Origin of the sequence: Streptococcus henryi DSM 19005 (assembly GCF_000376985.1) — a bacterium.
GTDB lineage: Bacteria > Bacillota > Bacilli > Lactobacillales > Streptococcaceae > Streptococcus > Streptococcus henryi.
The window spans coordinates 186,238-211,545 of record NZ_AQYA01000037.1 but is presented as its reverse complement, the minus strand read 5'-3'; the positions used below and the strand labels follow the sequence as shown (position 1 = coordinate 211,545).

General features: G+C 39.1%; 21 protein-coding genes. 5 read left to right on the top strand and 16 right to left on the bottom strand.

What is annotated here, in order from left to right; all coding sequences use genetic code 11:
* Positions 1–14 precede the first annotated feature (14 nt).
* From F601_RS0111080 to F601_RS0111065, 4 genes are all read right to left on the bottom strand, one after another.
* Positions 15–1,880, bottom strand: a complete 1,866-nt coding sequence (locus F601_RS0111080) for an SAG1250 family conjugative relaxase (protein WP_018165749.1) — start codon at positions 1,878–1,880, stop codon at positions 15–17.
* Positions 1,867–2,232, bottom strand: a complete 366-nt coding sequence (mobC, locus tag F601_RS0111075) for a plasmid mobilization relaxosome protein MobC (protein WP_018165748.1) — start codon at positions 2,230–2,232, stop codon at positions 1,867–1,869. Before mobC ends, F601_RS0111080 begins: the two co-directional genes overlap by 14 nt.
* A 9-nt stretch (positions 2,233–2,241) precedes the next feature.
* Positions 2,242–2,601, bottom strand: a complete 360-nt coding sequence (locus F601_RS0111070) for an SAG1252 family conjugative relaxosome accessory protein (RefSeq protein WP_000529539.1) — start codon at positions 2,599–2,601, stop codon at positions 2,242–2,244.
* Between the two features lie 335 nt (positions 2,602–2,936).
* Positions 2,937–5,453: a Spaf_1101 family AAA-like ATPase gene (locus F601_RS0111065; protein ID WP_026183203.1), complete on the bottom strand. Its 2,517-nt coding sequence runs from the start codon at positions 5,451–5,453 to the stop codon at positions 2,937–2,939.
* Between the two features lie 226 nt (positions 5,454–5,679).
* Here F601_RS0111065 and F601_RS0111060 point away from each other — a divergent pair, with 226 nt between their 5' ends.
* Genes F601_RS0111060 through F601_RS0111040 form a run of 5 tightly spaced genes read left to right on the top strand, consistent with a single transcriptional unit; the run spans position 5,680 to position 8,568 of the window.
* Positions 5,680–6,372, top strand: a complete 693-nt coding sequence (locus F601_RS0111060; RefSeq protein WP_018165746.1) for a helix-turn-helix domain-containing protein — start codon at positions 5,680–5,682, stop codon at positions 6,370–6,372.
* A gap of 2 nt (positions 6,373–6,374) precedes the next feature.
* Complete coding sequence (locus F601_RS13635; protein ID WP_018165745.1) at positions 6,375–6,509, top strand: hypothetical protein; 135 nt, start codon at positions 6,375–6,377, stop codon at positions 6,507–6,509.
* Between the two features lie 4 nt (positions 6,510–6,513).
* Positions 6,514–7,929, top strand: a complete 1,416-nt coding sequence (locus tag F601_RS0111050; RefSeq protein ID WP_018165744.1) for a Y-family DNA polymerase — start codon at positions 6,514–6,516, stop codon at positions 7,927–7,929.
* Positions 7,926–8,294, top strand: a complete 369-nt coding sequence (locus F601_RS0111045) for a hypothetical protein (protein ID WP_018165743.1) — start codon at positions 7,926–7,928, stop codon at positions 8,292–8,294. Before F601_RS0111050 ends, F601_RS0111045 begins: the two co-directional genes overlap by 4 nt.
* Positions 8,281–8,568, top strand: coding sequence for a DUF5960 family protein (locus F601_RS0111040; RefSeq protein WP_014294860.1), 288 nt, complete (start codon positions 8,281–8,283; stop codon positions 8,566–8,568). Before F601_RS0111045 ends, F601_RS0111040 begins: the two co-directional genes overlap by 14 nt.
* 55 nt (positions 8,569–8,623) lie before the next feature.
* Here F601_RS0111040 and F601_RS0111035 read toward each other — a convergent pair whose 3' ends face one another.
* The 12 genes from F601_RS0111035 to F601_RS0110980 all read right to left on the bottom strand — a co-directional run bounded on the left by F601_RS0111035 (position 8,624) and on the right by F601_RS0110980 (position 25,129).
* On the bottom strand, positions 8,624–8,974 hold the full coding sequence (locus tag F601_RS0111035) for a recombinase family protein (protein ID WP_018165742.1): 351 nt from the start codon (positions 8,972–8,974) through the stop codon (positions 8,624–8,626).
* A gap of 93 nt (positions 8,975–9,067) precedes the next feature.
* The gene (locus tag F601_RS0111030) at positions 9,068–9,349 is read right to left on the bottom strand and encodes a hypothetical protein (RefSeq protein WP_010730309.1); all 282 of its coding nucleotides are present in this window, start codon (positions 9,347–9,349) and stop codon (positions 9,068–9,070) included.
* 44 nt (positions 9,350–9,393) lie between these two features.
* A complete protein-coding gene (locus F601_RS0111025; protein WP_018165741.1) occupies positions 9,394–9,789 on the bottom strand; it encodes a DUF5945 family protein in 396 nt (131 codons plus the stop codon).
* 3 nt (positions 9,790–9,792) lie between these two features.
* Positions 9,793–10,020 carry a DUF5965 family protein gene (locus F601_RS0111020; protein ID WP_000110926.1) on the bottom strand — a complete coding sequence of 76 codons (228 nt, stop codon included), beginning with the start codon at positions 10,018–10,020 and terminating at the stop codon, positions 9,793–9,795.
* Between the two features lie 53 nt (positions 10,021–10,073).
* Positions 10,074–11,162: a toprim domain-containing protein gene (locus tag F601_RS0111015; RefSeq protein WP_018165740.1), complete on the bottom strand. Its 1,089-nt coding sequence runs from the start codon at positions 11,160–11,162 to the stop codon at positions 10,074–10,076.
* 39 nt (positions 11,163–11,201) lie between these two features.
* Positions 11,202–11,840: a hypothetical protein gene (locus F601_RS0111010; RefSeq protein WP_018165739.1), complete on the bottom strand. Its 639-nt coding sequence runs from the start codon at positions 11,838–11,840 to the stop codon at positions 11,202–11,204.
* Between the two features lie 110 nt (positions 11,841–11,950).
* Positions 11,951–12,241 (bottom strand): DUF5966 family protein, encoded by a 291-nt coding sequence (locus F601_RS0111005; protein WP_018165738.1) that lies wholly within the window; start codon positions 12,239–12,241, stop codon positions 11,951–11,953.
* 14 nt (positions 12,242–12,255) lie between these two features.
* Positions 12,256–12,555, bottom strand: coding sequence for a DUF5962 family protein (locus F601_RS0111000; RefSeq protein WP_018165737.1), 300 nt, complete (start codon positions 12,553–12,555; stop codon positions 12,256–12,258).
* 69 nt (positions 12,556–12,624) lie between these two features.
* Positions 12,625–19,446, bottom strand: a complete 6,822-nt coding sequence (locus F601_RS0110995; RefSeq protein ID WP_018165736.1) for a DEAD/DEAH box helicase family protein — start codon at positions 19,444–19,446, stop codon at positions 12,625–12,627.
* Between the two features lie 51 nt (positions 19,447–19,497).
* Positions 19,498–20,049: a hypothetical protein gene (locus F601_RS0110990; RefSeq protein ID WP_018165735.1), complete on the bottom strand. Its 552-nt coding sequence runs from the start codon at positions 20,047–20,049 to the stop codon at positions 19,498–19,500.
* The gene (locus tag F601_RS0110985) at positions 20,033–20,224 is read right to left on the bottom strand and encodes a thrombospondin type 3 repeat-containing protein (protein ID WP_018165734.1); all 192 of its coding nucleotides are present in this window, start codon (positions 20,222–20,224) and stop codon (positions 20,033–20,035) included. The genes F601_RS0110990 and F601_RS0110985 overlap by 17 nt, the downstream gene beginning before the upstream one ends.
* A complete protein-coding gene (locus tag F601_RS0110980; RefSeq protein WP_026183202.1) occupies positions 20,225–25,129 on the bottom strand; it encodes an SspB-related isopeptide-forming adhesin in 4,905 nt (1,634 codons plus the stop codon). It lies immediately after the preceding gene.
* Between the last annotated feature and the right edge of the window lie 179 nt (positions 25,130–25,308).

Sequence of the window (25,308 nt, the reverse complement as noted above, 5' to 3'; positions counted from 1 at the left end):
TCAGTCTTGAAACTTTAATCAGTCGTTATACTATTTTTTAATTCTCGATTAATACTTTTCTTACTACTCAGAACTCCTATAAAAGTCTCCAGCTTTCTTACCAATTCTTCATAATCATCTAAAGTTTCACTAAGTTCAATTTTCTTTATGATAACCCCTTCTTGTACATACTCTAAAGATGCTGATTCTGTCATGTTCATTTTAGTAAAATCATACTTAGCTAAGTTTATACTTTTATGATCGTCACTCTTCAGATTGATAAGTACTTCCGCCATCTTATTCAAGGTGGCGATTTTTTCTTGGGTTTCTTCCAGTTTCATATCAAGTTTCGCAATTTCTAATACAAACTCATCTTTGATTTCTTGGTAATGTTTGCTCGTGTTAGACATTTCAATCATAAGATTAATTTCAGAAATCTTCTCTTGAAGACTTTTTAAAGTTGGTCGTCTGTATGGTATTGCTCGACTATCGTTGGTTAGCTGTCTAATCAAGGTTCGCCCTTTGATGTACTGATTCTTATCCGAATGTTCTTTGTTATAGACAAAATATGAGGTTGTCTCACGGATATAGACTTTATATTTTGTCTGATTGTCTTCTTCAATAATATCTAATAGATAGTTGGGAATGAAAATAAGACCGCTCTGTTTGACACCGAAAGACACCTTGATATAGACGCCCTTATCAACTAGCTTCTCAATTTGATGCTCTGCAAGTTCCACTTCAAATTCGTGAACGGCATCTCGTTTTTCCTTAAATGTTTCAAAGGCTTCCTCAATCTCTTCAGTGGACACCTTATCCTTATCTCGTTCTTCTTGAAAAGCATGGTACTGTTCCTTTAAATTCTCTAAGCCTTCTGAATCACCGGCTTCCTTATTTTTAAAGTAATCTTGAAAAAAATTGACATCATATAATTTCTTATCACTTATTTTTTTATGACTCAGACTGAATTGATTTCCTTTGTCTTCAAGTATAAAAATTACATTTTTTTGTTTTAAGTCAATGGTTAGATTCAATTCTTTTGCTTTTGTTAGTAACTCTTCTAAAGAATTGACACGGTTCAACAAAAATTCTAAACGACTTTCAATCTCTTGCTTGGCAAAATGTGTACGAAAAAATGCTTCATCATATAAATCTCGTTTGCTGAGTTGACGGCCACGAATTGGTTTGATCATTCCTCTATCCGTCATCATAAAGCGACTATGCTTCTGGCTAAAATCGATGTGAACATGCAACTGAACCGCTTTTTCCAAAAAATCATCAAAGGACTTTGACTGCCACATCAAAAAATAAAGACGTTGCTTTAATTCAAATTTATGACTAGACTGCCTATATTTTTGATAGTCACGGTAAGAGAAACGCTTTTCAATAATTTTTGCCCCCGCCATTTTAGAAATACGGTCTGAAATCATACGTAAATTTCGTTCTAAGGCATAATTCCATATCAATTTTTTATCTGAATTACTGTCTATGGCATTGATTAGAATGTGATTATGAACATGATTTTTGTCTGTATGAGTAGCTACGATGAAACGAAAACGGCCCCCTGTTAATTCCATTATGGTCTCATAACCAATGCGGTTAATTTCTTCAGGTGTCAGATTATCTTCAGGAGAAAATGATTGGATGAGGTGATGGGCATGAATATTTTGTTGGTGTTTTTCTTGTCGCTCATTTCTAGATTCGTACAACTTGTCGTTATTGGTAAAGTTGACATTGTACATTTCTACCATTTCTTCATAGCTAGGGAAGTCTAAATAATTGCTCATGCCAAAATCAGATACCAATTTCAAATTGTCCGTTTTATCAGGATTGAGAATATACTTAACTAAACGTCTACGGTATTTTTTTCCGTGCGTTGCAAAGTGTTTAGTGACTACCATGAAACTCCTTTAGTCTTTTCACTTCCACTTGAAATTCTCTATCCACTTCCTTAATTAACTCTCCGACTCCTTTACTCAATTCTTGTAACTGGTCCTGAGAAATCAGATGACTTTGATTAATGGCACGCGCAATTTGATTAATGTTATTTCCAATCCGTCTCAATTCAAATACTAACTGGTCATAGGTATCCGTGTTAATGGTGACAAATGACATATTGGGATTCAGCAACACTTTTCTGGCATAGACTGAAAAATTTTGACAGTGACTCTTGTCGATTCGCTCATTCAATTGATGTAACTCTGAATCTGTTAGAAATACTTTTTTGAGATTGGTACGATAACGATAAACCATAGTAGCCTCCTATCTCATGTATTTTTCACGAAACCCACGACTGAGCGGCTGTACTTGATTGACTTCCGCAATCAATTCTTGAACGCAGGTCAATAAGATTGAAACGTGTTCTTGAGTCACTTGGTGATTTTCTCTTGCGACAACTAGAACTTCATGCACATCTCGACTAATTTGTTCAAACTTTTGAGATTGCCAAAGGGAAAACCAACTTTCAAAAATTCTATCCTGATAATTCTTTTTCAACAAATTTTGACGAAGAAATTCTGAGAAACTATCCAGTTTTTGTTCCCTCATCATTTCTTTTATCTGTTTTTCTTCTTGTCTTGTGATCCTAAATTGCTTACGGATTAACTTAATTTCTTGTCCCATCCTACTATCCTTTCAACATTATACTTGTCTGACAGTGTCAGGCTGCCTCACATTGTCAGTACGCTTCCTAAAGACCTCACTCTCTTCTTGTTCGGTCTTTGCGAGCTCAGGCATTGTGGTCACAATACCTAAAAAATCATATCGCCAGCCGACCAAAACCTTTCAGTTTTGACAGCCAACGATAAGATGACTTGGTGGCTTCGCCCCCAAACCCCCAGTAGAAAATCAAGACTTGATTTTCTTAGGAATGATATTAGGATAACAAGGATGATTTGGAAAAGTTATCACAAAAAAGTAGGTTCGATATTTAAATCAAACCTACATAACAGATTTTATTAAACAAGGGCTGTTTCATATATAGACATTTTATGTCTAAATGAATCTTTACCTCCTTCTAGTTGATTGATAATATGGTTTTTAATAAACTTTTCGCTTACATACCCTCTGGCGTCTATCCAACCAGTATAACCATCCGACTCCATAATGATAACTTGGTCTGTCATAGAATTTGTCACAATTGTAGCATTATGTGTCGCTAGAATAATTTGTCTCTGATTTTTTATACCTCTGAATTGATTAACTAAATGACTGTAAATATACCTATTATCTAAATTATCTTCTGGCTGATCAATGATTAGCGGCCTAAAGTCCTTTGAATATTCACTATAAGCCAAAATAAAATCAAGCATAGCAACAACTTTTTGCCCCAAACTCAGTACACTTACTTCTTTGTACACTTCATCAAGATGTCTAGATGTCTCTTTTGAGTTAATATTAAACTCTAAGTATAGTCTCTCATTAGCAATATAATCCTGTAGAATACGTTTTAATTCAGTCAGCAACTGTTTCTTGTCTACCAGTGAATAAATAGCAGTTTTCAAAGAAAAAATAGTAGACTCATTGATTTCTTGATACTCACTCCAAAAATTTTGTTGGTTAGAAAAATTATCCTCTGAAATATTTCTAAGAAGTATAAAATATTTATCAGGAATATCTTGTTTTACAAGACATTCCACAAATTTTTCCATACCCAAGTCACTGTATACACGATATAAGATATCTACAACATCTTGCTCGCTTATCCTAAAATTTTTAAATGGAATACTAAGTTTACTACTCTTTTGAAACAGAGTTTCTTCAAGTTTAGGCTCTCCCCAAACGTCACCTTGTTCATAACAAATTCTAAGTTTCCCTATCTGAGTATCATTAAAATCATTAATAATAGTCAAAATAGTTTCTTTCCTTTGGAGCCTATAATTATTAAGTTCCTGTATCTTATTAGCAAAAGATTTTATACTTTGAGTTTTCAAGCCATAATCAGGTTGTGGCAAATGTTTATTTCTCAACATCAATTCAGATATAAACTCTGTAATCTTTTCACCATCTGCGGTCCTAACAAGTTCATTAACCGAATAACGTCTATCAAACATTCTATTAAGTATGCGATCTTTATTATTCACAGGTTGAAAATCATCACCTACTACTTTATATACTTTAGTATATAATGATCTTGTTAAATTCTTAATAGTCAGCGAGTCAAAACGGTAGGTATATGGATACTTGTTCTCTAAGTTTTGTCCATAATACTGAAGAATATTATCCTTATCTCCTTGCTTCACATTAGGTAAACTCACTTCGATAACATACTCTTCATTCTCTAAAACGTATAAAACAAATAGATTGGCATGTTCACATAAAAATTCTAGTTTTTTTAGGTTATTACAATCTTGAGAAAGCACATATTGAAGCATATCAATTACAGTACTCTTACCAGTACCACGCCCCCCAATTAAACAATTTAATGACGGTGAAAATGTTAGATAGAAATCTTCAGATTTATTATCTTTATCTCCAATTAGAAAACTCCTATCTCCACCTCTATTTTGAACATAAATCCCTTTTATATAAGATATCTGTTTATTGTTTGGCTCTGTTAAACTAACAGATACTTCATAATCCAACAATGCTTCCTCAAACATTTGAAAAGATAATTTTCCACCTTTAAACCACATAATATTTTTATCTAATCCGTCAATATCATGTGAATCATTATCTAATATAAAATTTGGTCTACAAGAAAAGTCTCGTATTAGTTTATTAAATAAGCCAGGAATTACTTCAGCTTTATTTACACCCATGAATTTAATTTGTGTTGGAGAAAATAAAGACTTTTTATAGGCACCTGATAATTGAGCTTTTTTAGTAAAAATATTAGAAGTATTAAAGTGAGCTATGTAATTTAGGATTTTATTTTCATTAAAAAAATTCATTATAGTCAAAGAATGTTGATAGCTTCCTTCCTCTGTACTGAGTAAGTTTTCATCCAACCATTTATTAACTACCTCTTTTTTATTATCATCAAATATTCCAACTATATGGAGCTTATCAGCTGCACTAATCTCAACGCCATACAAAATATGGGGGTGATATTTATAATTTCTATTATTTTCCTTAAGTATTGATACTGCTTTCTGAAGTTTTTCTACGCCCTTAGTAGTATTATGATCTGTCACAACTACTATTTCTAGTTCATTCTGTAAAATTCTTTCAGCTAAAAATAAATAGCTTATATACTCTTTAAAATTTGAAAAGAAATCATCATCTACAGAATTAGCCAATCTATCCATCGGAAATCGTTTTTTTAATTCACTCTTGTTATTAAAAAATAATTCATATAACTCTTCATCAGTTGCAGCCCGATATTCATCTTCCGTCCAATTAGAAAACAGTTTATAGTCATGTGAAGCTGGAGTATGTAAGTGAATTAATGTTTTGTGAAACACTCCAAAAGGGGGTTTTTCTTCCGACAATATCTTATATACAGTTTCATTTTTTTTATTAAATTTCTTCATCATTATTTGATAACCTGCACCTCTCACTATATTTTTCATTATACCATAATCATACTATTGTTTTAGTTATCGTTTTAGAACAGTTCTGAACAAATTTACTAATAACTTCTACAGAAAGTCACAACAGCTTTTATACAAATAACTTTAATTATTTTCTCTTGCAACTTTAAATTTTTTTGATATAATTTTGTTAGTTTATAAAACAACAAGTGGATTAGGAGGTTGTATGTTTTCAGGAAATCGTTTAAAAGAAAGGCGAATAGTTTTAGGTTATTCACAATCTGCTATGGCAGATAAACTTCATATCAATCGTTCCTCCTACTTCAACTGGGAGAATGGAAAAACGAAGCCAAATCAAAATAATCTCAGACAGCTAGCGACTATCTTGGATGTTCCAACAACCTATTTTGAATCAGAATACAAGATTGTGAACACCTATCTCCAACTCTCTTCAGAAAATCAAGGAAAGGTTGATGAGTATGCTGAGGAGTTACTTCAGGCACAACAATCACAAGAGAAAGTAATTCCTCTTTTTGCAGTTGAAGTCTTATCGGATGTTTCACTTTCTGCTGGTCTTGGAGAAGCACTCTTTGAGGAATACGAGACAGAGACCGTCTATTCTGAGGAAGAACAGTATGGTTATGATATTGCTGCTTGGATCAAAGGAGACTCTATGGAACCCATCTATCTTGATGGTGAAGTAGCCCTTATTCGTGCTAGCGGTTTTGATTACGATGGTGCCGTCTACGCCCTATCGTGGAATGATTCTGTCTATATTAAAAAACTTTATCGAGAAGAAAATGGCTTTAGAATGGTGTCACTCAACGATAACTACCCTGATAAATGGATTCCTTATGAAGACAATCCTCGTATCGTGGGGCTTGTTGTGAGTCACTTTATGCCAGTTATAGGAGCCTAAGCATGACAGTTAATGTTAAAGAAATGATTTATCTCAGGGACAATCGTATCTATTTTACACCCTATCTCAAAGAGTATGATATTACTGATCATATTCAAGAACTCATGGAACAATTAGAAGCACTAAAAAGAGGTTAAGATTATGGGCTATATCGATTATTCAAAAGAACCTCAGTCTGATATAGCTTTCGTTGATATGAAATCATTCTATGCTTCAGTTGAATGTGTGGATAGGGGACTAAATCCACTCCATACTTCTCTCTGTGTCATGAGTCGAGCAGATAACGCTGGGGGGTTAATTTTAGCCTCTTCTCCTATGTTCAAAAAAGTTTTTGGAAAAAATAATGTTGGACGTGCCTACGATTTGCCTTTTGACATCAGCACAAGAAAATTTGACTACTATAATGCCAAACGTCAAGGCTTAGATACATCACCACGCTATGTCTCCTTTATTGAACATTGGGCTAAGCGAACGCTTATTGTTCCACCACGTATGGATCGCTATATCGAAAAGAATATTGATATTCAGCACATTTTCCAAGATTATGCTGCCCCTGAAGATATTCTCCCCTACTCCATTGATGAAGGGTTTATTGATTTAACCTCCTCGCTCAATTACTTTGTAAATGATAAACAGATGGATAGAAAGGCAAAATTAGACGTGGTCTCTGCCAAACTACAACATGATATCTGGAAAAAGACTGGTATCTATTCTACCATTGGTATGAGTAACGCTAACCCATTATTGGCCAAACTCGCTCTAGACAATGAAGCCAAGCGTACACCTACCATGCGTGCCAATTGGTCCTACGAAGATGTAGAAACAAAAGTCTGGTCAATCCCTAAACTTACTGATTTTTGGGGAATTGGTTCTAGAACCGAGAAACGCCTTCACAAACTAGGGATTACCTCTATCAAGGAACTAGCCAATAGCAATCCAGACCTATTGAAAAAAGAATTTGGGAAGGTTGGGGTACAGTTGTGGTTTCATGCTAACGGTGTTGACGAGAGTAATGTTCATCAACCCTATAAACCAAAATCACACGGGCTTGGAAACTCTCAGGTGCTACCTCGTGACTATGTCAAACAGCGTGATATTGAGATTGTTCTTAGTGAAATGGCTGAACAAGTTGCCATCCGAATGAGGCGAGAACATCAGAAAGCTACTATTGTTTCCATCTTTGTGACCTACTCTAAAACAGAAATGAAACAGCCAATCAACGCTCAAATGAAGATAGAACCCACTAATCATACACGACTGCTTACCGATACCGTATTAACGCTTTTTCGTAAAAAATACACGTCAGGAGCCGTTCGGGGTATTGCAGTCAATTACTCAGGATTTGTCGATGAAAGCTATGCCTTAATCTCATTATTTGATGATATCGAAGCAACCGAAAAAGAAGAAAAGTTACAACAAACTATTGACCATATTAGAGACCAATTCGGTTTTTTAGCGGTTCAAAAAGGAACTGCCCTCTTAGACAGTTCCAGGAATATTGCAAGAAGTAAACTAATAGGAGGCCACTCAGCAGGTGGCTTGGAGGGATTACAATGATTGACCGATCATACTTACCATTTCAATCCGCAAGAGACTATCAAGACGTTAACATGCAAAAATGGATGGGGTTCTTTTTATCTGAACACACCTCTGCCTTATCAGATGATGATAAACAAATTAGTTACCTTTCTGACCTATCATTGAATCAAAAATTAATGTTACTCAGTCAGAGTTACGCTAATCAATTGACCATACAGGTGACTAGAAAACAAAAAAACGACTATCAAAATATTATCGGAACCATTCCGACCCTTTCAACAAATGAGGTCATTCTAAAAACCAATGACGGACATATCGCTATCGCTTTAGAAGATATTATGGCTATCACATTAGTTGAGGAGGTCTACCATGAATCAGCTTGACTTTTATAAGAACGAATTACAGATGGACTACTTCAGTGAAAATTACCGTAAATTTGAAAGTGACTTCTATCGCTACTCAGCACTTGATACCCCATTGACTTTTCTAACAGATGATATCATGTTGGCAATGGCAAAATCAGCCAAAAACTATTTCAAACTCAATAAAGAAAACGCTAAAGACAATCGCGATCATTATTTCATCTTTGACATAGAAAACCTAAATGATAGTAAATTGACAAAAAAATATGTGTATCAAAAATCCATTTCGAAGTAACAGCATAAAAGGAGCAAGTCAAATAAACTGACTGCTCCTTTTTATTTTAAGACACCTATTTAATAGTCCTATCTATGATGACATTTGCTTCATTGCAGACAAATAACTTTGCACCAAGTGGTTTTAAAATAGTCTCTTCAAAAATAACTACACCCAAGTCAGATCTAGTCACTCTATTAGCATTTGTCACTAAAAGATAATCGGCATTAGCTTTCTCAATGTCTTTGATTACTTTAGTCATTTCTGGCCTATCTTGTATAGGCTGAGTATCGCCAATCACTTCACAGTAAATAGCTAACAGTTCTAACTGAAGCTGAGAAGCCCGCTCCACTAATATCTCTTTTTGTTTCTCAATCATATGAGGAACATCAACTGAATATCTAACATAGCCTACACACGTTTTCATCCCCACACCTCCTATACTTTGAAACTATTATAACATGTACTGACCATTTTAACAGCTCAATTACACAAAATGATTGATTAAACAGTTGAAAATTTATTTCGGTTTCTTCGCCTGCCTAAACTGCTCTATCCGCTTTTCAAGTTGCTCAGTCTTCAGTGTATTCTTAGCTTCAGTAATGGTCTCATCTAATATAGGCTCCTTTGGTATAGTTTTAGGAGACATTTTTTCATCTCGGTTAGTTTGACTTGTAGCGTCAAAAACGACATCCAATAATTGGTTGACCTTATGTAAGTCGGCTTCAGACATTCCTGATAAGCGATGGATGAGTCGTTTAAAACTATCTTGGTTATGCGTTTGCTTTTTGAATAACTTCATCTTCTTTCCCCATAAAAAGCAGCCCTTGTGAGGACTGCTTATACTTACAAGTCATCAATTGCTACTGAAATGGCTTGTAATTTCTTATTCTGCTTATTTTTGTCATCAATCAACTGGTGTAGCTCTTCTATTTTCTTCTGACTTTGACGAATGTCTTCATTATTCTGAGCCATCACATCAGCTAGATGTTGCTTATAGTCACTGGTAATGGTTGGAGAGGGCTTCACTTCTGGTATAGATTGCTCTTGAGGTTTTTGCTGTGGAGCCATCTGATTTTTAGACTTTTGTTGTTCCATTTCAAAGGCTGCCACATAATCAACGTCTTCAGCGCCCTCTTGGTTTTCTTTATGAAATAGTGCCGCAATCTTCGCACGTTCTTCTGTGGAAGATGTCGGTGTGTTATCATCTAAGGGTTGGTCAAAGGTCCAATCTTTTGTCATGTGTTATTCCTCATTTCTAGTGTCTGATGGTTTTAGTTCTTGTTCATCTTGGCCAAAGGCTTGCGTCAATGCTTCATCAAACGTCCAGGGACTATTTTGTTGGCGTTTGATAAAGGCTTGATACATCGCTGTTTGTAATTGACTGCGATAGGTTTCTAATTTTTCCGTTTCTTTCGCAACTTTTTCCTCTTGCCTAGCTACTCTTTCGGCTAGGCGTTCAATCACACTCATAGGGTGTCCTCCTTATCATTTTCTAGATTAAGCTAAGAAACTTGATTTTGTTATCACAATTCTAAAGCGGTATTTTTTCTAGGCGGAGAATTGCTTCGGATAACTTGTAACTTGGCAGATTGTATCATGTCCTTTAAAGAATGATTACTATGACCTTTCACAATATCGTTCCAATCTGCTTTAGTTTCCAGTTCCTGTAATGGTGGTAAGTCTGTTTCAATGGGAAGTCCTTTCTCAGATAATTTCTGACAAAAGACTCGCCCTGCTTCATCATTATCAACAGCTAAGGTTAATAATCCTGGGTGCGTCTGAAAGAAAGTAGTCGTCTCTTGTATGGCATGAAGGTAATGCGTTAATCGACTTGGTTTGACCGTATCTAAAAACTCAAGTTTGCCTTGTTCCTCAGCGGCTAATCGTAGAGTCTGATAAGCAATTACAGAGAGTTTTAGACCTTCCATAGAAACTAAACGCACATCTGATAACTGCTTCTGATGGAGTTGATAATAACTCATCATATCAATCACCGATTCACAAAAGATAAGGCGTTTCGGTTTTCCAATATCAAAGCTCATTCCCACATATCCATGAGAGCCTTTCATGATTTTTTTGAGGTAACCTCGATCATGTCTCTGAGCATTTTTGACAAGCCCTTGAAGACTTGCCCCCTCTAGTTGGCCATAATGATTGTAACTCTTAAAGACAAGGACTGATTCCTGAAAGAGCTTTGTCTGGTAATGAGCCTGTGCTAATAGACCTTGTCTGCCAAAAGCATTGATAGTGTCATCACTTAGACCACGAATGTCATTCAGGTATATCCGTGCTTGGTCAAATGGTTCTTCACTTAAATAATAACGAAAGGGTTGATAAGTCTCTTCGACGATCTTAGTTTGTTCAAAGTCTCCAGTTTCAAGGTAAGACAGAGCTTTTTTAAAAGACACTCCTGTCATTAACTGAACGAAATCAATCACATCTCCCTGTACGTCACGTGAAAACCATTTAAAGGTATTGGTGTCCGCAAAAATCCGAAAGGAATCGTGTTCTGGATGTTCATAGACTTGCCCTGATAGGTGTTTAAACGAATAACCTAGACTTTCTGCTACGTCTAAAATCGCCTTTTGTTTCATTCTTACAATTCTTGTCATCTCATCTCCTTATCAAAAAAAGCAGAAGAGTAACTCCTGCTAGTTAGTCTCACTTGTAGTAGTGCCTTGAATCTTTGGAATGCTTGAATTTACTTCATCAGAAGACTCTTTCAAGTCCCCTAGCTTCCCATTCCAAATGGTTACCTGATTGACAAGGAGTTTATCTGACAATTTGGCATAAGATAGTTTAAGAGAGGTCGTTTCTGTCTGTGTACTTTTCTGAGCCTTGTCACTGACATCAGACACATAGATTACTTGATAAGACACTTCCGCAAGAGCTTCATTTGCTTCTGTATTGACATAGATTTGAGCAGACTCAAAGCGATAATCCAACATATAGTCTTTATAGACTTGGTTAATGGAATCTTCTTGACGAGCTACCTCTTCCTTAAAGGCAGAATCTGTCATATAGGGCTTGATACGGTTGTTGTTCTCGCCCAGCTTTTCCTTAGTATAGTATTGCGTGAGAAATTCCTTGACTAACTCATCAGAGAGGTCATTTGCCTTCTCTTTTTCTTTCTCTTTGGTCAGCAGTTTTTGAGCCTCAGACTGGATTTGTTTCTGCGTGTGATTGGTGACAGACTGAGAACCAATGGTGTAGCCCATCATCACGATAAAGCTAGTCACAGCTAAACCACCAAGACCAATGAGTAACCGAGCCTTCATTTTATTTAACATCACTAGTGCCATCTCCTTTTTCCATAAGATAGCACCATCATAACAAGATGGACTTGAAAAAGTTATCACAATAAAGAAAAGGACTACCTAACTTAGGTAATCCCATTTCTCTATGCCATCCGACTTCTAATCACTTTGACTACAAGTCCAAATATAAGTAGCACATTGAAACCAATATAGAAAGTGGTAAAACTCAAAATACCATTGGTGGCTAAATCTTCCACATAGAGGTATCGTTCTGTAAAAAAGAGGTAAAGCCCATAGACTTCTGTGAAAGCTAAAAATCCGATTAATCCAATGACAAATAAGCTTCCAAGCATCTTCGCAATCTGGTAAAGGACAAGCAAAATCAGCCCTGTTGCTGCGATAATGAAAAGACTTTGAATAATTTGTTCAATCATATCTGTCCCTCTTTCTACGCTAATTGCTTACGATAATAATCTGCCTGTCCCTTATCTAGATTATCAAGTTGTTCAACCAGGTCAAGATACTCTTCTTTGGTGACCTCATCTAAGTCTGGAAAATCATTCTCACGAGTCGTGATAATAACTTCTAATTGACCAATAATTTCTCGCTTTGAAAAGCTGTAATCAAGGGTTTCATCCTCATACTGTTCCTTTAAGGCTTGATAGTTAGCTCTATCTTCAGGGCTTGTAAAACCTTGTGCTAGCCATTCTTCTAGTTGGTATCTTAATTCTTCTACTGTCTGGGTCATAATCAATTCTCCTTTGATGATTTCTTGACTTCATTTTACCGCGTTCATTATTTTTTGTCAGCCTTTTTCTTAAAAATCAAGCGAAAATTGTTGGTCGTGTTGCGGATGGATCGTTTCATTGAATTTAGCTAGGGCTGCATCAATTTCCTCAACCTCTGCTTCTTGTTCAACCAATGGGGCAAGAAGGTCATACTTAGCTTTAACCAGCTGATAATCCTCTTCTTTAGGAAAGACCTTTTCTACTTCAACCCTTGCGACTGATAGCTTATCTTTCAAATTGTTAGCCATTTCTTCTGTTTTTTCTTGGTCCTCTAGGATATGGTCAATGGCATTGGTAATGCGTTTAATCGTGCCCACGTCTGATTTCAAGTCTAAAGAGACAGAATACTGGTTGCTTCCTGAAATGGTTAAAGACACCATATCTGGCAAGGGCTCACTAGGACTTCTGGTTGCCATTTTAAGCTCAAACCCTCTAAAGGTCGCAAGTGTTCTTACTTCTTTGGTTTCAGAACGGTTATAGGCAATGAGTTTACGTAGATAGTCTCCAGCTTCTGCACGGTTATCCATTGTCTGATTGTCAAACCGCATGATAAAATCTTGTGACTTAGTTGCCAAAGATTGGGCAATATCACGGTCATATCGGCTAAGGCGTTTCTCTAATACAGGGAGGTTCTGCTCACAGTAAGAAATGGTATGGCGATACTCATCTTTGGAGCGATTAAAGGCACGCTTTTGATTGTCCAATACCGTCAACTCATTCTCTAGTTCCATTTTTAGTTTGAGATAAGGATTACCTGTCGCTAAAGCCTTAAAGTCTGAAGCAGTCATGGTTTGTTCATCAATGTCTTCTGCCGACCGTACTGGGTCTTTAGAGGTCATGATTTGCGTGATGTATTTGAGTTTATTCTCCTGTGTTTGCCAGAGGTAGTTATCGAAGCTCCCTTTCGTAATGTAATGGTAAATATCTACCTCTTGGTGCATATTGCCTTGACGAATTAACCTACCATTGCGTTGGACAATATCAGAGGGACGCCAGGGAACGTCCAAATGGTGGACTGCTTTCATACGTGACTGGACGTTTAGACCTGTTCCACCTTTTTCCGTAGAAGCCATGAGAATCCTGACTTCTCCACTATTGACCTTGCGTGACAGAGAGTTTTTCTTGTCATCCGTATTAGCGTCATGGACAAAGGCAATTGCTTCTTTGGGAATCCCTCTATCCACTAAGAGGTCTTTCAATTCATTATAAACGTCAAAGCCCTCTTCCTTATTCTTAGACGTTCCAATATCTGAGAAAATCATCTGGGTAGCTTTCTCGAGATTACCCTCACGGTAAATCCGTTCCACGTTATCCACCACTTGCAGAATCTTCTGATTGTCAGATAAGGTATAGGCTGGATCAATAAGACGCATGTCAATGGCTAGTTTTCTGGCTTCTCCTGTAATCTTTAACATGTTATCAACACTAGGGTCAACGCTACCTGACTTAATGGCGTCTGAACGGTCAACCAACTCTTCAAGGTAGTATTTCTGAGCTTCTGTGAGTTCACTCTCCACCGCAATAACTTTAGCTTCAGGTACAGGTAAATCAAGCATATCTGAGGTCTGAATATCAGCTGTTTCCTTATAAATCTGCATGAGTTCAGGCAGGTTCACAAACTTCTTAAAGCGTTTCTTAGGTTGGTATTTATCCCCTGTCGGTGCTAGTTCCATAGAATTTTCGATATTCCCAAAAGCCCCTACCCATGAATCAAAATTAGAGACCTGGTATCGTTCTAGGACATCGGATTGGATATAGCTCATCATGGTATAGAGTTCACTAATAGAGTTAGAGACTGGAGTTCCTGTCGCAAAAACCACGTTACGATAATCATGTTCTCCTTGAACCTGTCTGACCTTCATTTCCATATCCACATTCTTTTTAGAAGTCGTGTTGGTAATCCCTGCGACATTCCCAAGGCCTGTAATGGGTCTGATATTCTTAAAATGGTGAGCTTCGTCCACAAAGAGGAAGTCAATCCCAAGGTTTTCAAATTCAATAAAGGTATCTCGCTCCAGTTTTTGGAGTTCTTCTAGTTGATGCTCCAATCCCTTAATAGAACGCTCTGCTTCTTTAACGGTATAGTCACTATCACTGCCTTGCTTGATGTCACGGAGTTGTTGTAACTTATCTTGGATATAAGTCACCTGCTTTTCATGGCTCATAGGGATTTTTTCAAACTGGGAATCCCCAATGACAATGGCATCGTAGTCCCCTGTGATAATCCGTGACACAAATTGCTTGCGTTTGGCTTTCGCAAAATCTTTCTTGGTCGTCACATAGACATTCTTTGTTGGGAAGAACTTCATGATTTCTTGACCAAACTGAGCGGTCAGACTTGATGGCACCACATAAAGAGGTTTATGAACCATTCCCAGTTCTTTCAGTTTGAAGCCTGCTCCAAGCATGGTTAAGGTCTTACCTGAACCCACTTCATGAGCTAGAAGCGCCCTTTTTTCTTCCACAATCCGTTGAATAGCATTCTTTTGGTGAGGGCGTAAGGAAATATTCTGGGCAAGCCCATCAATGGTTAAATGGCTGCCATCATAGACTTTTGAAACTGTACGATTATAAAGGCTATTATAGGTTTCTTCAATCATCTGTTGCACCTCTGGGTAACTGGCCACAAAGTCTTGGAAGAGTTCTTGAAGTTGCGTTTCCTTAGCACGAAGAACCGTTGTCTTCTCGACATCCGTCACATGCTTTTTCTTATCCCCATCTTCCACTTGTTTGGTAATGGTTGGTTGATTGGAATTAAGTAGGTTTTCGAAGATTTTACGACCACTATCATAGCGTGACCCAGGCACACCTAGACTTCTATCCGTTGCGGTAGAATACCTAAAGGCGAACTTGGATTGGTAGGAAAGAGTGCCATCAATTGGACTGACTTCAAGAACAGTTGATACTTCTTGATCAGTCAAGTCAAAGGTTTGTCCCATAAAGGTTTCTTGGGCAAATTTCCCATAAACGGATAGAGGAATCCAACGTGAGCCAATCCGATAATCAATATCAGCTAAGGTCACACGTGGTGGTTTCACGTCTTCTAAGAGACCTTGATAATAGGCCCAAGGAAAATCAGAGTTGTCTGCTTTAATGAGTAAGTCCACAACCTCTAACTTAGTCACCACATCCCCTGATAAGAAATCCTGCCGAGACACATAGACCACTTCCCTATCGTTTAGATAGCGTTCTGGGTCTGGAATAATAGCGTCTCCTAATTCTTCAATCAAAGACGCTTTAGAATCCGTCTGATAAATAGACATCATGTAATCCAAATCAACCCCACGACCATCTGCTAGACTAGAATTGAGAGCGTCAAGGGCAGAAGAAACTGCCGTCACTTCCATTTCAGGACGAACTAGGGCTTTCTCAAAAGCCAGAGATTTGGTATAGATAACTGTCTTCCCACTCGGGTCAAGACTTTCATCTTCTAAACTCGCAAGGAGCGAATACTTATCATCACTATCAAAAAGGTTACGGTTTACAGCACTATTCAAGTACCCAAAGCGTTTCACAAAAGTATCATAGGTGCGATTGAGATGTCCTAACAAGTGGTTAAACTCATCACTGTCGTAATCATAGTAGCGCTGAATGGCAATCACCTCTTGGTAGGCGTTCCGAATATCAACCATCCCTTTAATCCGTGCCACTTCTTTCTCTGACAAGGGAGCTTCATAGAAAACCGTCTTTTTGAAATAGCCCTTAAACTGCCCACGTTTGGTGGCTTCTTCGGTCATATACACATCAAGAGCGGTGCTATCGGTGACTTCGAGGTCATTAAAGCGGTCAATCTGTTTTTGCGAATGCTTGGTATCCCAACTCTTAAAGGTCCCCTCCTCGTCCACATAGTAGCTAATCTCCTCAGTCTTAGTCCCAACACGAATGCCCTTATGATCACGGTAGTAAACCTTAGAATCTTTATAGCCAAAGCTATACTGGTCTAAGGTTTCTCTGATTTCAGGCGGAACAGAGGTATCAATGACTTGTCTTCTCATCACATCAGGAGTGATAAGGATATCAGAAGGGTCAACACTTCTAGGGGCTTTAACTTGTTTAAGAGCCGTCTGAACAGCTTCTATTAGGTTATCAGAAGTGCCTTTTACAGAAAGTGTCCCTCCGTTAAAGTTTCTAACCTCATAGGTCCCAAGAACCTGACTGTTGTAGTCTCCGTCAAAATATGGATTCAGCCAAATACGGTCATCCTTGTCATAGCGAATAGAACCTGAAAAAGCTAAATCATCTGCCACATATCCCTTATCCATATGTTTCTGGAAGAACAACATATCCGTTGTGACGTTGGTGCCTGCAATGGCCTTAAAGGCGCTATCTGGTAAACGCACACCACCGAGAAAATCAGTCGTCTCACGAATATCTTGGAGAATGTTTTCTGTCCGTTTGTCCATGGTTCCTGTGGAGGAAATGATAGCGACTTGCCCACCATCATGCACCAAATCTAATGATTTTTTGACAAAGTAATCATGAATCATATAGGGTTTGTCATAGCGACTATCCGCAATCCTGATATTGGCAAAAGGCACATTTGAGAGAACCAAATCAAAGCTATTGTCATTAAAGGCAACAGTCTCAAAGCCCTTTACTTCAATGTGGCTATTCGGATGAAGGTGTTTGGCAATAACCCCTGTAATCGTGTCTAGCTCTACACCATACAACTCACTATTTTCTCTCAGGTGTTTAGGCATTGCCGCAAAGAAATTTCCCGTTCCCATAGACGGGTCTAGGATTTTACCACCTGTAAAGCCATCTCGTTCTAGTTTATTCCACATCTCACGAATCAAGAGAGGGTCTGTGTAATAAGCTGTCAAAGAAGATTGTTTCATATCTGAATACTCTTTATCGGTGACTAGTGTTTTTAATGCCTCACGTTCCTTAGAAAACTTAGGATTATACTCATCAAAGACCTCGTTAGCTAAGCCTCCCCAGCCCACGTATTTGGCAAGCAGTTCTTGTTCACTTGGTGTGGCTTGACGGTGTTCAGATTCAAGACTTTTCACCAAACGAATAGCAGCAACATTCATTTCAACCTTATCTCTTGTTGTCTTAGGGTAAAAGTCTGTTAGATCTTCTGGGAAGTGAAAATCAGTGGCCAGGGGCGTCTCAGTGACTTCTGGTTCCAACTCATCTTCTGACAATGCTTCTTCTTGTTTAGCCTCTCTCTTATTTGATGATAGAGATGTTATCACTTGAGAAACCGGCTCATTTTGTTCTTCCATATCCATGAAGGAAAAGAGGTCTAATTCCTGCTGAGTTTCTTCCACTTCCTCTTTTTCTTCGACAGAAGGAACATGAAGAGCCTGAGTGATGTCCTCTAATGTCCGTAAGAAAAGAACTGGATTTTGCTCAATCACATCTGTGAAGTCATTTTGTAATTCAATCCGAATCAGGTTATTAACGCCTGACTCCTCAATGGCCATTACCTGAAACTCTTGCCCCTTATAAGTCACAATCGAAGCAATCGGATAGTGTTTAAGGGCTTCCTCTACGATAGGATTTTGAGGGAGTGATTGAGTCACAATGATTTCAGGTTTTGTTTGTGAGATGTGTTCTCGCCATTCCCTAAAGGATAGGTCAGGTTGGGACTGTTTGTCCCTTTCAAAGGTTCTTGCTTCTTCAAGAGTGAGGTTTTCATGTAAGAAGGCGTAGGCAATGGGTCTTAACTCTTCTAAGTCTAGCTGACTGGTCAAGAAAAATTCTGTCTTGTCATGCGTTAATCCCATCTGAAGTAATTCTGTCGCAAGGGCTAATTGAGTGACGGTTGCTTTAGGATAGCCCCCTAATAAGGCTAGGTCCGCATTCTTCAAATGAAAACGCCCCGACGCATCTATCAGTATCCTACGTTGTTGCTCATCAATGTCAGCTAAATCTATCCCTAAACTGGTTAATTTTTCAGTATTTTCAGCCAAAATGGTTTGACCCATTTCAGCTAAGATTACTTCTTCTTGAGGTGTTAGAGGACGTTGTAAGTCATAGGCTGTCCCATCTGCTTCTAAATAGGTTAATAGCTCATTGTCCTCATAGATTGGCGTCATTTCCATTTCATGGTCAAACTCCCCACGTCTCAAGTTTGGTAGTTTTGGACGGCTATTTCGCACTTGGTCAAAGTGACTTAATATCTCAAATTTTTGGGACAAGTTTAGATGTTCATAGGCTGGTAAATGTTCTGTTTGCCCTGTTCGTAAATCGAGTTGTGATAAATCTTCCTCAAGACTTGCAATGACGATACCCCCTTCTTCACGAAAGGTGATGTCTTGAGGAGGTTCTGGAACTACTTTTTCTTCAGCTGCACCCTCTCTTTCCTCTACCGTTTCCTGGGTGCTTATTAGTTCAGGTTCATAAGTGAGAAGAAACTGTTCAATATCACGGCTAATACGGTCAGACAAATTATTGGCCACTCGGTAGACATTAACCAAATTAGCAGCTTTGCTTTTATCCAAAAGAGAAACTACCGAAATGGACTGATAGGCGCCTTCTTGGTCTAAGAGCTGAAAGCGAGTGGCTAGGTTAAAGAGAGCTACTTCAATCACCAAGGCTTTCTCATCACTGTTTAACTGAGGTAACTTCTTTAAGCCGGCCTGACCAAAGGTCTGTGTGTAGCTGCTTAGGTCTGTCGCTTCGTTAAAGGGGCTTGCCTTGACAAAAGCAGAAACTTCTGTTTCAAAGCGAACCACTTGAACAGGTGAGGTGACTACTCCTCTTTGGGTTGTAAAATTTTGGATAAGGCTATCCCAATCCTCATCAAAATGGACTGCTTGATAGCGTAAAAAGGATTCCAAAAGAATCTGGTCACGTGGCAATCTCGCCCGCAACATCTCAAGTAATTGTTCTTGAGTCATACGTTCCTCCAATTAAAAAAAGGAGCTGAGAGGTATTCTCAGCCCACTGCTTCACTCTAGGACCAAGGCGTTATGGTCTTTTTCTTGTGGCAACTTATCCATCAAAGTTGTCACATACTGTTGTAAGAAATGGCTTTTCTGGTCTAACAAATCCTTCTGCAAGGCGAGATAGGTCACATCTCCAAAATAATCTTGACTCGTTAAAGACAACTCCTTTTGGATAATGTCCTGCAAGGTCTCTAAGGTGAGAGACGAGTAATCCTCCTCATTCAAAACCTCATACTGAGCAAGGGACTCAGAAATATTGTTGGACACAATCACTTCCATAATGAAACTAGCTCCCTCACCTGTTCGATAGAGTTTATCCAAGAGGTCCGTCACTTCTTCTTGAAGCTGTTCCTGATAACCGTCTGCTCTTAGGCGCAGGTCATCACTAACTAAAGACAAGTCATCAATGCCCATAAAGTCTTGATAGAGCGTATCAAGAAGTGACTTGTTTTTGATACTCAACTCCATGGCTAAAAAGGCTTTAACCATGTCTTCATAGTTTTCTCGTGCCATCTCAGAAAGGGTTCTAGAAATTGTGTCATAATTCCAAGCCATAGCTTCTCTCCTTACGCTGTTGAATTGGATTCAAGCCTTGTTGGACTTCTTCAAGGTCTGACAGTCCGTCACTATCCGTATCACTGCTAAAAGGATTGGTCCCTAAAGCTAACTCTTGAGCATCCGTTAGACCATCTTGGTCTGAATCTCTTGTGTAAATGTTTTTAGGTTCCATTTAGTTGTCCTCCATTTTGCGTTTAGAAAGTCCGTAAGCTAGGCCTAAAAGAAGGCCTCCACCAACGAGCGCCAAAAGAGATTGACTCTCCCCTGTATTTGGTAAGATACTTGCTGGAATTGGTGGTTCTTGTGTTGGGATAGGTGGTTGTGGTGGGGTTGGTTGAGTCGGAGTTGGTGGCTCTGGTTCAGGTGTAGTTGTTTTTACTGTGTTTGAACTGATGGTGTAGCCATTCACGGTATGTAGTACCGTATTTTCTACTTCACCTGAAGCGATTCGTTTCATTTGCAAGTAAACATCTGCTTGAAACTCGGATTCTTCTGCTAGTTTTTCAAGGAATTCCTGATCAAAACTGATGGTAACCGTTCCGTTTGACGTGTCTACGTGTTGTAGCGTGTACTTAGTCACTTCTGTCCCTTTTGGTAAAACCGTTCCATCTTTTAGAGTCACATCTACTAAGGTATAAGCCTTGTAAGCACCATTATAGTCGTCATGGCTTTCATCGTAATCATCGTCAAAGCGGTATTCGATGAGTGGTGTTGCACGATTACCTGGAATGAGTGCTCCCACCAAACGGTAGTTAAAGACCTGATTCAAGGCAACTTCTTTTCCATCAAGGCTTTTCTCCTTTTGTGATAAATCAATCACCACATCTTTTTGTGGGTCTAGTTTTGGCACATTATTGACCACTGTCTCTGTCACATAAGCCAAACCAAAGTCAATCTGATAAGCGGTGTTTTCATACTTCCCACCAGTTTTTGTCAGCTCATTCTTAATAGTCATTGGAAGGGTCACCACTAAGGTTTGACCAGTTTTAACATAAGCCTCGTAGAACGCTTTTGGATCTTCAGCACTTAAAACTTGAATGGTTCCCTTGGGTGTGAACTGGCGTTTGACCATAGCGTCTTGAACCACTTTAGGCGCTTCTGACAATGAGGCATAGGCTTTCACCGAAATCCCTTTGACAAGATTTCCTGCCTTATCCATCACTTGGACACCATCTGCATTGACGCTAAGCGCTTCTTCAGGGTAATCATCCACCATGTAAAAACCTTTGGCAAGGACATCATCTGTCACCACCAAATCCTTGTACTGACTGTAATCCAGAATAATTTTGTAGTAATTAACGGTATTTGGAAGAACGGTCTTGCCATCAATAGACACGCCCTCTTTATTGGTATTGGACTTATGTGGTGTTACTTTTGGCACGTGATTCGTTACCGTATTGGTTTCGTAGGCTTGTCCAAACTCTACCTGATAAGCCACATTGTCATAAGACTTTCCTGAATTAAGCATAGACTCACGGACAGTCATAGGAGTGACGATGGTGATGTTTTGACCTTTCGTTACATAAGAATCATAGAAGGCTTGTGGATTTTCTGCCATAAAGACTTGGAAGGCTCCTTTAGGCACAATCTTGCGTTTCGAAAAGGCTGCTTTTAAGGTTTCAGGAACTTCTGATAGGCTCGAATAAGTTTTTACTGTAACTCCTGTGACAGCTTTACCATCAGATGTCACAAGTTGAATCGCTGTTTCATCTGGTAATAGAGCTTCTTCGGGATAGTCATCCACAAAGTAAAACCCTTGTGCAATCTGAGACTTATCGGCCTTAATGCCTCGGTATTGGTCTAAGTCCCATGACAAGGTATAGTGGTTCTGTGAACCGACTACCATCGGTTTTCCATTGATGTCCACCTTATCCTTATTAAGGTTTTGTTTTTTAGGTGTTGGGCTAACAAGGGTATTCGTCACCTCATCGGTTTCATAGCCATTCCCAAAATCTACTTGGTAGGCTTTGTTTCGATAAGTCTTCGTCTGACCATAAAGGCTGTCTTTGACGGTCATTTTGGTGAGAAGGTTCAAAGAGGTGCCTGTTTTGACATACTGGTCATAAAAGGTTTGATTGTCATTCGGCATAAAGACTTGGAAAGCCCCTTTAGGAGAAATCTTGGCATGAGCGAGTTTATCTTGAAGGTCTTTAGGCGCTTCTGACAGCGACTCATAAGCCTTGACAGTAATCCCTGATACGGCTTTGCCATCAGGAGTGGTGATACTTGTTCCCTTGTCTACCAAGTCAAGAACTTCTTCTGGGTAGTCATCTACAAAGAAGAAACCACGAGCAATTGTCTCTTTAGAAGACCTATCGACTTTATATTGATCTAAATCCCAGGTCAAACGGTAATGATTAGTTGTTCCTAAAGCCGCTACCGTATCGTTAATAACCACACCGTCTTCATTTTCATTGCGTTTTTGAGGGTCAATACGGCTAGTGGTTGTCCCATCACCAGGCGTACGCACTGTCACAACATTAGAAGTCACTGTATAGGCATTTGGGGTCCCCTTATTGATGAGGAGCTGATAACTGTTGGAATAGGTTGCTCCATCATTTTGAAGGCTACCGTAAAGTTTCGGAGCCATCAGTTGGTAAGACTTGGTGAGGTCTTCGTTGACCTCTTGAAGCAAGGCTTCCTTGGCGGTCAAGGTCACAAAGTTCTTAGCAGCATCAAAGCTAAGGGTATAATTTCCATTTTCTGCCTGCGTTTTTTCCTTGTCAAAAGCATAGCCTGCTGGAAGGTAATCTTCAAAGGTGAGGCTTGTGGTTTTGGCTCGATTTGGAGAAAAAGCGTCTACGGTTAAAGGGTAAATGACCGTTGAATCTTTTGCGACCGTTTTGTCATGAAGGTTCACTTGGTCGGTATTGATAACTTCCTTAACAATTTCAGGAGTCGTTGTCAGACGATAGTCGTGATAATGAACCGTTGGCACTTGTGGTGCTTTTGGTAATGGCTCTGGCGTAGGGTCTTTAGGCAAGGTAACCTTGGTAAGTGTTAGGCTAGGCTGAGTGACTTTCTCTAATGGTTTTTCCTTAAAGCTCACAGGTGGCTCTGGCGTAAAAGTCTTTGGGGTATAGTTTTTTGGCACAACCTTAATCGGTTCTGGAATTGGCTCTAACTTTGGTGTCACATGAGGTTTTGGACTATAAGGTTTGACCGTCCGTGCAACTGGTAGGGTATTTAAGGCAAACCAATAAGAGAGACCAACATTTTGAGGCATATCCCCTTGACCAAAGGTCACTGTATAGGTGTTGCCTGATGTAACCGTTGAGACAATTGCTCCTTTATAAGCATACTTGCTGTATGACGTATCCCATTCTTCAGGAAGATTTAAATCACTGGCACGATTTGACCCAAGTGAACGAGCCAGACCTTCGTTAGTCACTTGAATGGTTGAGCCATTGATAGGGACAAACTTACCTGATGAGTCTTTCACATACTCTAAACCGATGTCATTGTGGTTGAGTGAGGAATGAGTAAAGACACCTGGTTTTTCCTTGGTGAAGCTGACTTGAGAGCCATCTTCTAAGAAATACTTGGCTTTGACACGAAACTCCATTTTATCGGTTCGCCAATTGCCTGTCCCATCATTACGGTAGGCGACAAAGCCTTCTGTTGGGTCATTTGGCACGACTAACTGAACGGCATGAGTTCCAGCTGGAGAAACAAGGTTAGTAATGTCATAGGCTACTTTTGTGATTTTCTTACCATCAAAGCGAGCATTTTGAAGATTTTGATAGGTAAAGGAAAGGGTTTCTCCCGTTTTAAAGGTGTCATAGACGAAAAAACCAGTAGAATCTAGGATTTTAGAATAACCACCAAGCATGGCGTCACCCTTGGCAATGATGCGATTTGGGTTTCTTGTATCCGCGGAATGACGTGCTTGCGGTTCCCCATTATTCAAGTTGAGTGCCTGAGCAAGAGCTTGAGAGATATAGCCTTCCTCACCTTTTGAAATCTCAGCTAAATCACGTTTATAGCGCTCCATTTCTTTGGCATTGTAGGTATCAATCGCTTCATTTTCTTTCTTGGCGGCTTCTTCTTTTTCCTTATTGCGTTTCGTGATAGCAGCAATCTCAGTTTCACGGTCTGTGACTAATTTCTGTTGGTCTTTATTATAGGTTTCAACAGCAGCTTGACCTGCCTTGTTTTCATCATCCACTGCTTTTTGTCCGGCTTGATTGCGTTTATCAATTGCTTCATTATCAGCCTTTGCCTTGGCAAGACCCGCTTCATTTTCCTTTTGAATCTGAAGGTTTTTTCCGACAATGGCGTCTGCCACTTTCTTCTTTGATTCGTATTCAGCTAGATTGTCCTTATTTTGCTTATCAATAGCAGTTACCGCAGAGGTATAATCCTGATAGCCTGAAACAGTTGAGCCATCTCCTGCCGGAACGGTTTGAGTGGTAATAGTCACGTTCGCAGACTTGTCCTGAGTCTTCACTTCTGAAACCATAGTATCTACTGAACTATTCAAGGCGTTTCCTGCTTGAGTGGCGTCTTTATGACTAGCAGCCAACGCAGTATTCCCTTGTTCAACACGTGTTTTATCTTGTTCATAGGCGGCTTTATCTGCTTTATAGGTATTGGTCACCTGAGTGATGGCTTCAGCCTGCTTAGCAGCATCCGCTTCCGCTTTATCTAATTGCTTACTGGTATCTCTCGCAGAGGTTGTGTTCCCTAAATCCATAGGTTTATCCTGAATGGTAGTAACCCCTTCAGCAGTTGCTTGATTGACTGCCTTTGTCACAACATCATGAGGAACTGTAACCGTGATAGCCCCATCTGATTGACCAGTTGAGGCAAGACTATTCGTTTGTTCAACAACTGGTGTAGGTTGCGCTTCTGGTAAGTTGGTCGCAGGATTTTCTGTCAACTGAACGGTTTTATCTAGCGAAGGTGTTACCACTTCGTCAGCTTGTGCTACTTGGCCACCCCAAGCGACAACAGCCGTCACCATAGTTCCAAGTGCTACCGAACAAAGCGTACGATACTTCTTACTTTTACGGAAGACGTGTTTTTCTGCTTTTTCCTGATTGACTAAAAAGTGATGATGACATTGTTTGGTCATAAAAAGTCCTTCTTTTCTTTTGATAAGTAGTAACATTCCGTCACTCTCTCCCCATCATAAAAAAGACGCCTTGATTTTGGTATCACATCAAAAATGGATAAAGAAAAAAGCTATCGGTAGCACTACCGATAGCTTCTGAAAATCCCTATAAAAAAGGGGAGGACTGACGCATCAGACCC

Bases quoted from the DNA above. Each gene is read 5' to 3' on its own strand.
- F601_RS0111080 (WP_018165749.1), bottom strand. From the start codon at position 1,880: ATGGTAGTCACTAAACACTTTGCAACGCACGGAAAAAAATACCGTAGA.
- mobC (WP_018165748.1), bottom strand. From the start codon at position 2,232: ATGGTTTATCGTTATCGTACCAATCTCAAAAAAGTATTTCTAACAGAT.
- F601_RS0111070 (WP_000529539.1), bottom strand. From the start codon at position 2,601: ATGGGACAAGAAATTAAGTTAATCCGTAAGCAATTTAGGATCACAAGA.
- F601_RS0111065 (WP_026183203.1), bottom strand. From the start codon at position 5,453: ATGAAGAAATTTAATAAAAAAAATGAAACTGTATATAAGATATTGTCG.
- F601_RS0111060 (WP_018165746.1), top strand. From the start codon at position 5,680: ATGTTTTCAGGAAATCGTTTAAAAGAAAGGCGAATAGTTTTAGGTTAT.
- F601_RS13635 (WP_018165745.1), top strand. From the start codon at position 6,375: ATGACAGTTAATGTTAAAGAAATGATTTATCTCAGGGACAATCGTATC.
- F601_RS0111050 (WP_018165744.1), top strand. From the start codon at position 6,514: ATGGGCTATATCGATTATTCAAAAGAACCTCAGTCTGATATAGCTTTC.
- F601_RS0111045 (WP_018165743.1), top strand. From the start codon at position 7,926: ATGATTGACCGATCATACTTACCATTTCAATCCGCAAGAGACTATCAA.
- F601_RS0111040 (WP_014294860.1), top strand. From the start codon at position 8,281: ATGAATCAGCTTGACTTTTATAAGAACGAATTACAGATGGACTACTTC.
- F601_RS0111035 (WP_018165742.1), bottom strand. From the start codon at position 8,974: ATGAAAACGTGTGTAGGCTATGTTAGATATTCAGTTGATGTTCCTCAT.
- F601_RS0111030 (WP_010730309.1), bottom strand. From the start codon at position 9,349: ATGAAGTTATTCAAAAAGCAAACGCATAACCAAGATAGTTTTAAACGA.
- F601_RS0111025 (WP_018165741.1), bottom strand. From the start codon at position 9,789: ATGACAAAAGATTGGACCTTTGACCAACCCTTAGATGATAACACACCG.
- F601_RS0111020 (WP_000110926.1), bottom strand. From the start codon at position 10,020: ATGAGTGTGATTGAACGCCTAGCCGAAAGAGTAGCTAGGCAAGAGGAA.
- F601_RS0111015 (WP_018165740.1), bottom strand. From the start codon at position 11,162: ATGACAAGAATTGTAAGAATGAAACAAAAGGCGATTTTAGACGTAGCA.
- F601_RS0111010 (WP_018165739.1), bottom strand. From the start codon at position 11,840: ATGTTAAATAAAATGAAGGCTCGGTTACTCATTGGTCTTGGTGGTTTA.
- F601_RS0111005 (WP_018165738.1), bottom strand. From the start codon at position 12,241: ATGATTGAACAAATTATTCAAAGTCTTTTCATTATCGCAGCAACAGGG.
- F601_RS0111000 (WP_018165737.1), bottom strand. From the start codon at position 12,555: ATGACCCAGACAGTAGAAGAATTAAGATACCAACTAGAAGAATGGCTA.
- F601_RS0110995 (WP_018165736.1), bottom strand. From the start codon at position 19,446: ATGACTCAAGAACAATTACTTGAGATGTTGCGGGCGAGATTGCCACGT.
- F601_RS0110990 (WP_018165735.1), bottom strand. From the start codon at position 20,049: ATGGCTTGGAATTATGACACAATTTCTAGAACCCTTTCTGAGATGGCA.
- F601_RS0110985 (WP_018165734.1), bottom strand. From the start codon at position 20,224: ATGGAACCTAAAAACATTTACACAAGAGATTCAGACCAAGATGGTCTA.
- F601_RS0110980 (WP_026183202.1), bottom strand. From the start codon at position 25,129: ATGACCAAACAATGTCATCATCACTTTTTAGTCAATCAGGAAAAAGCA.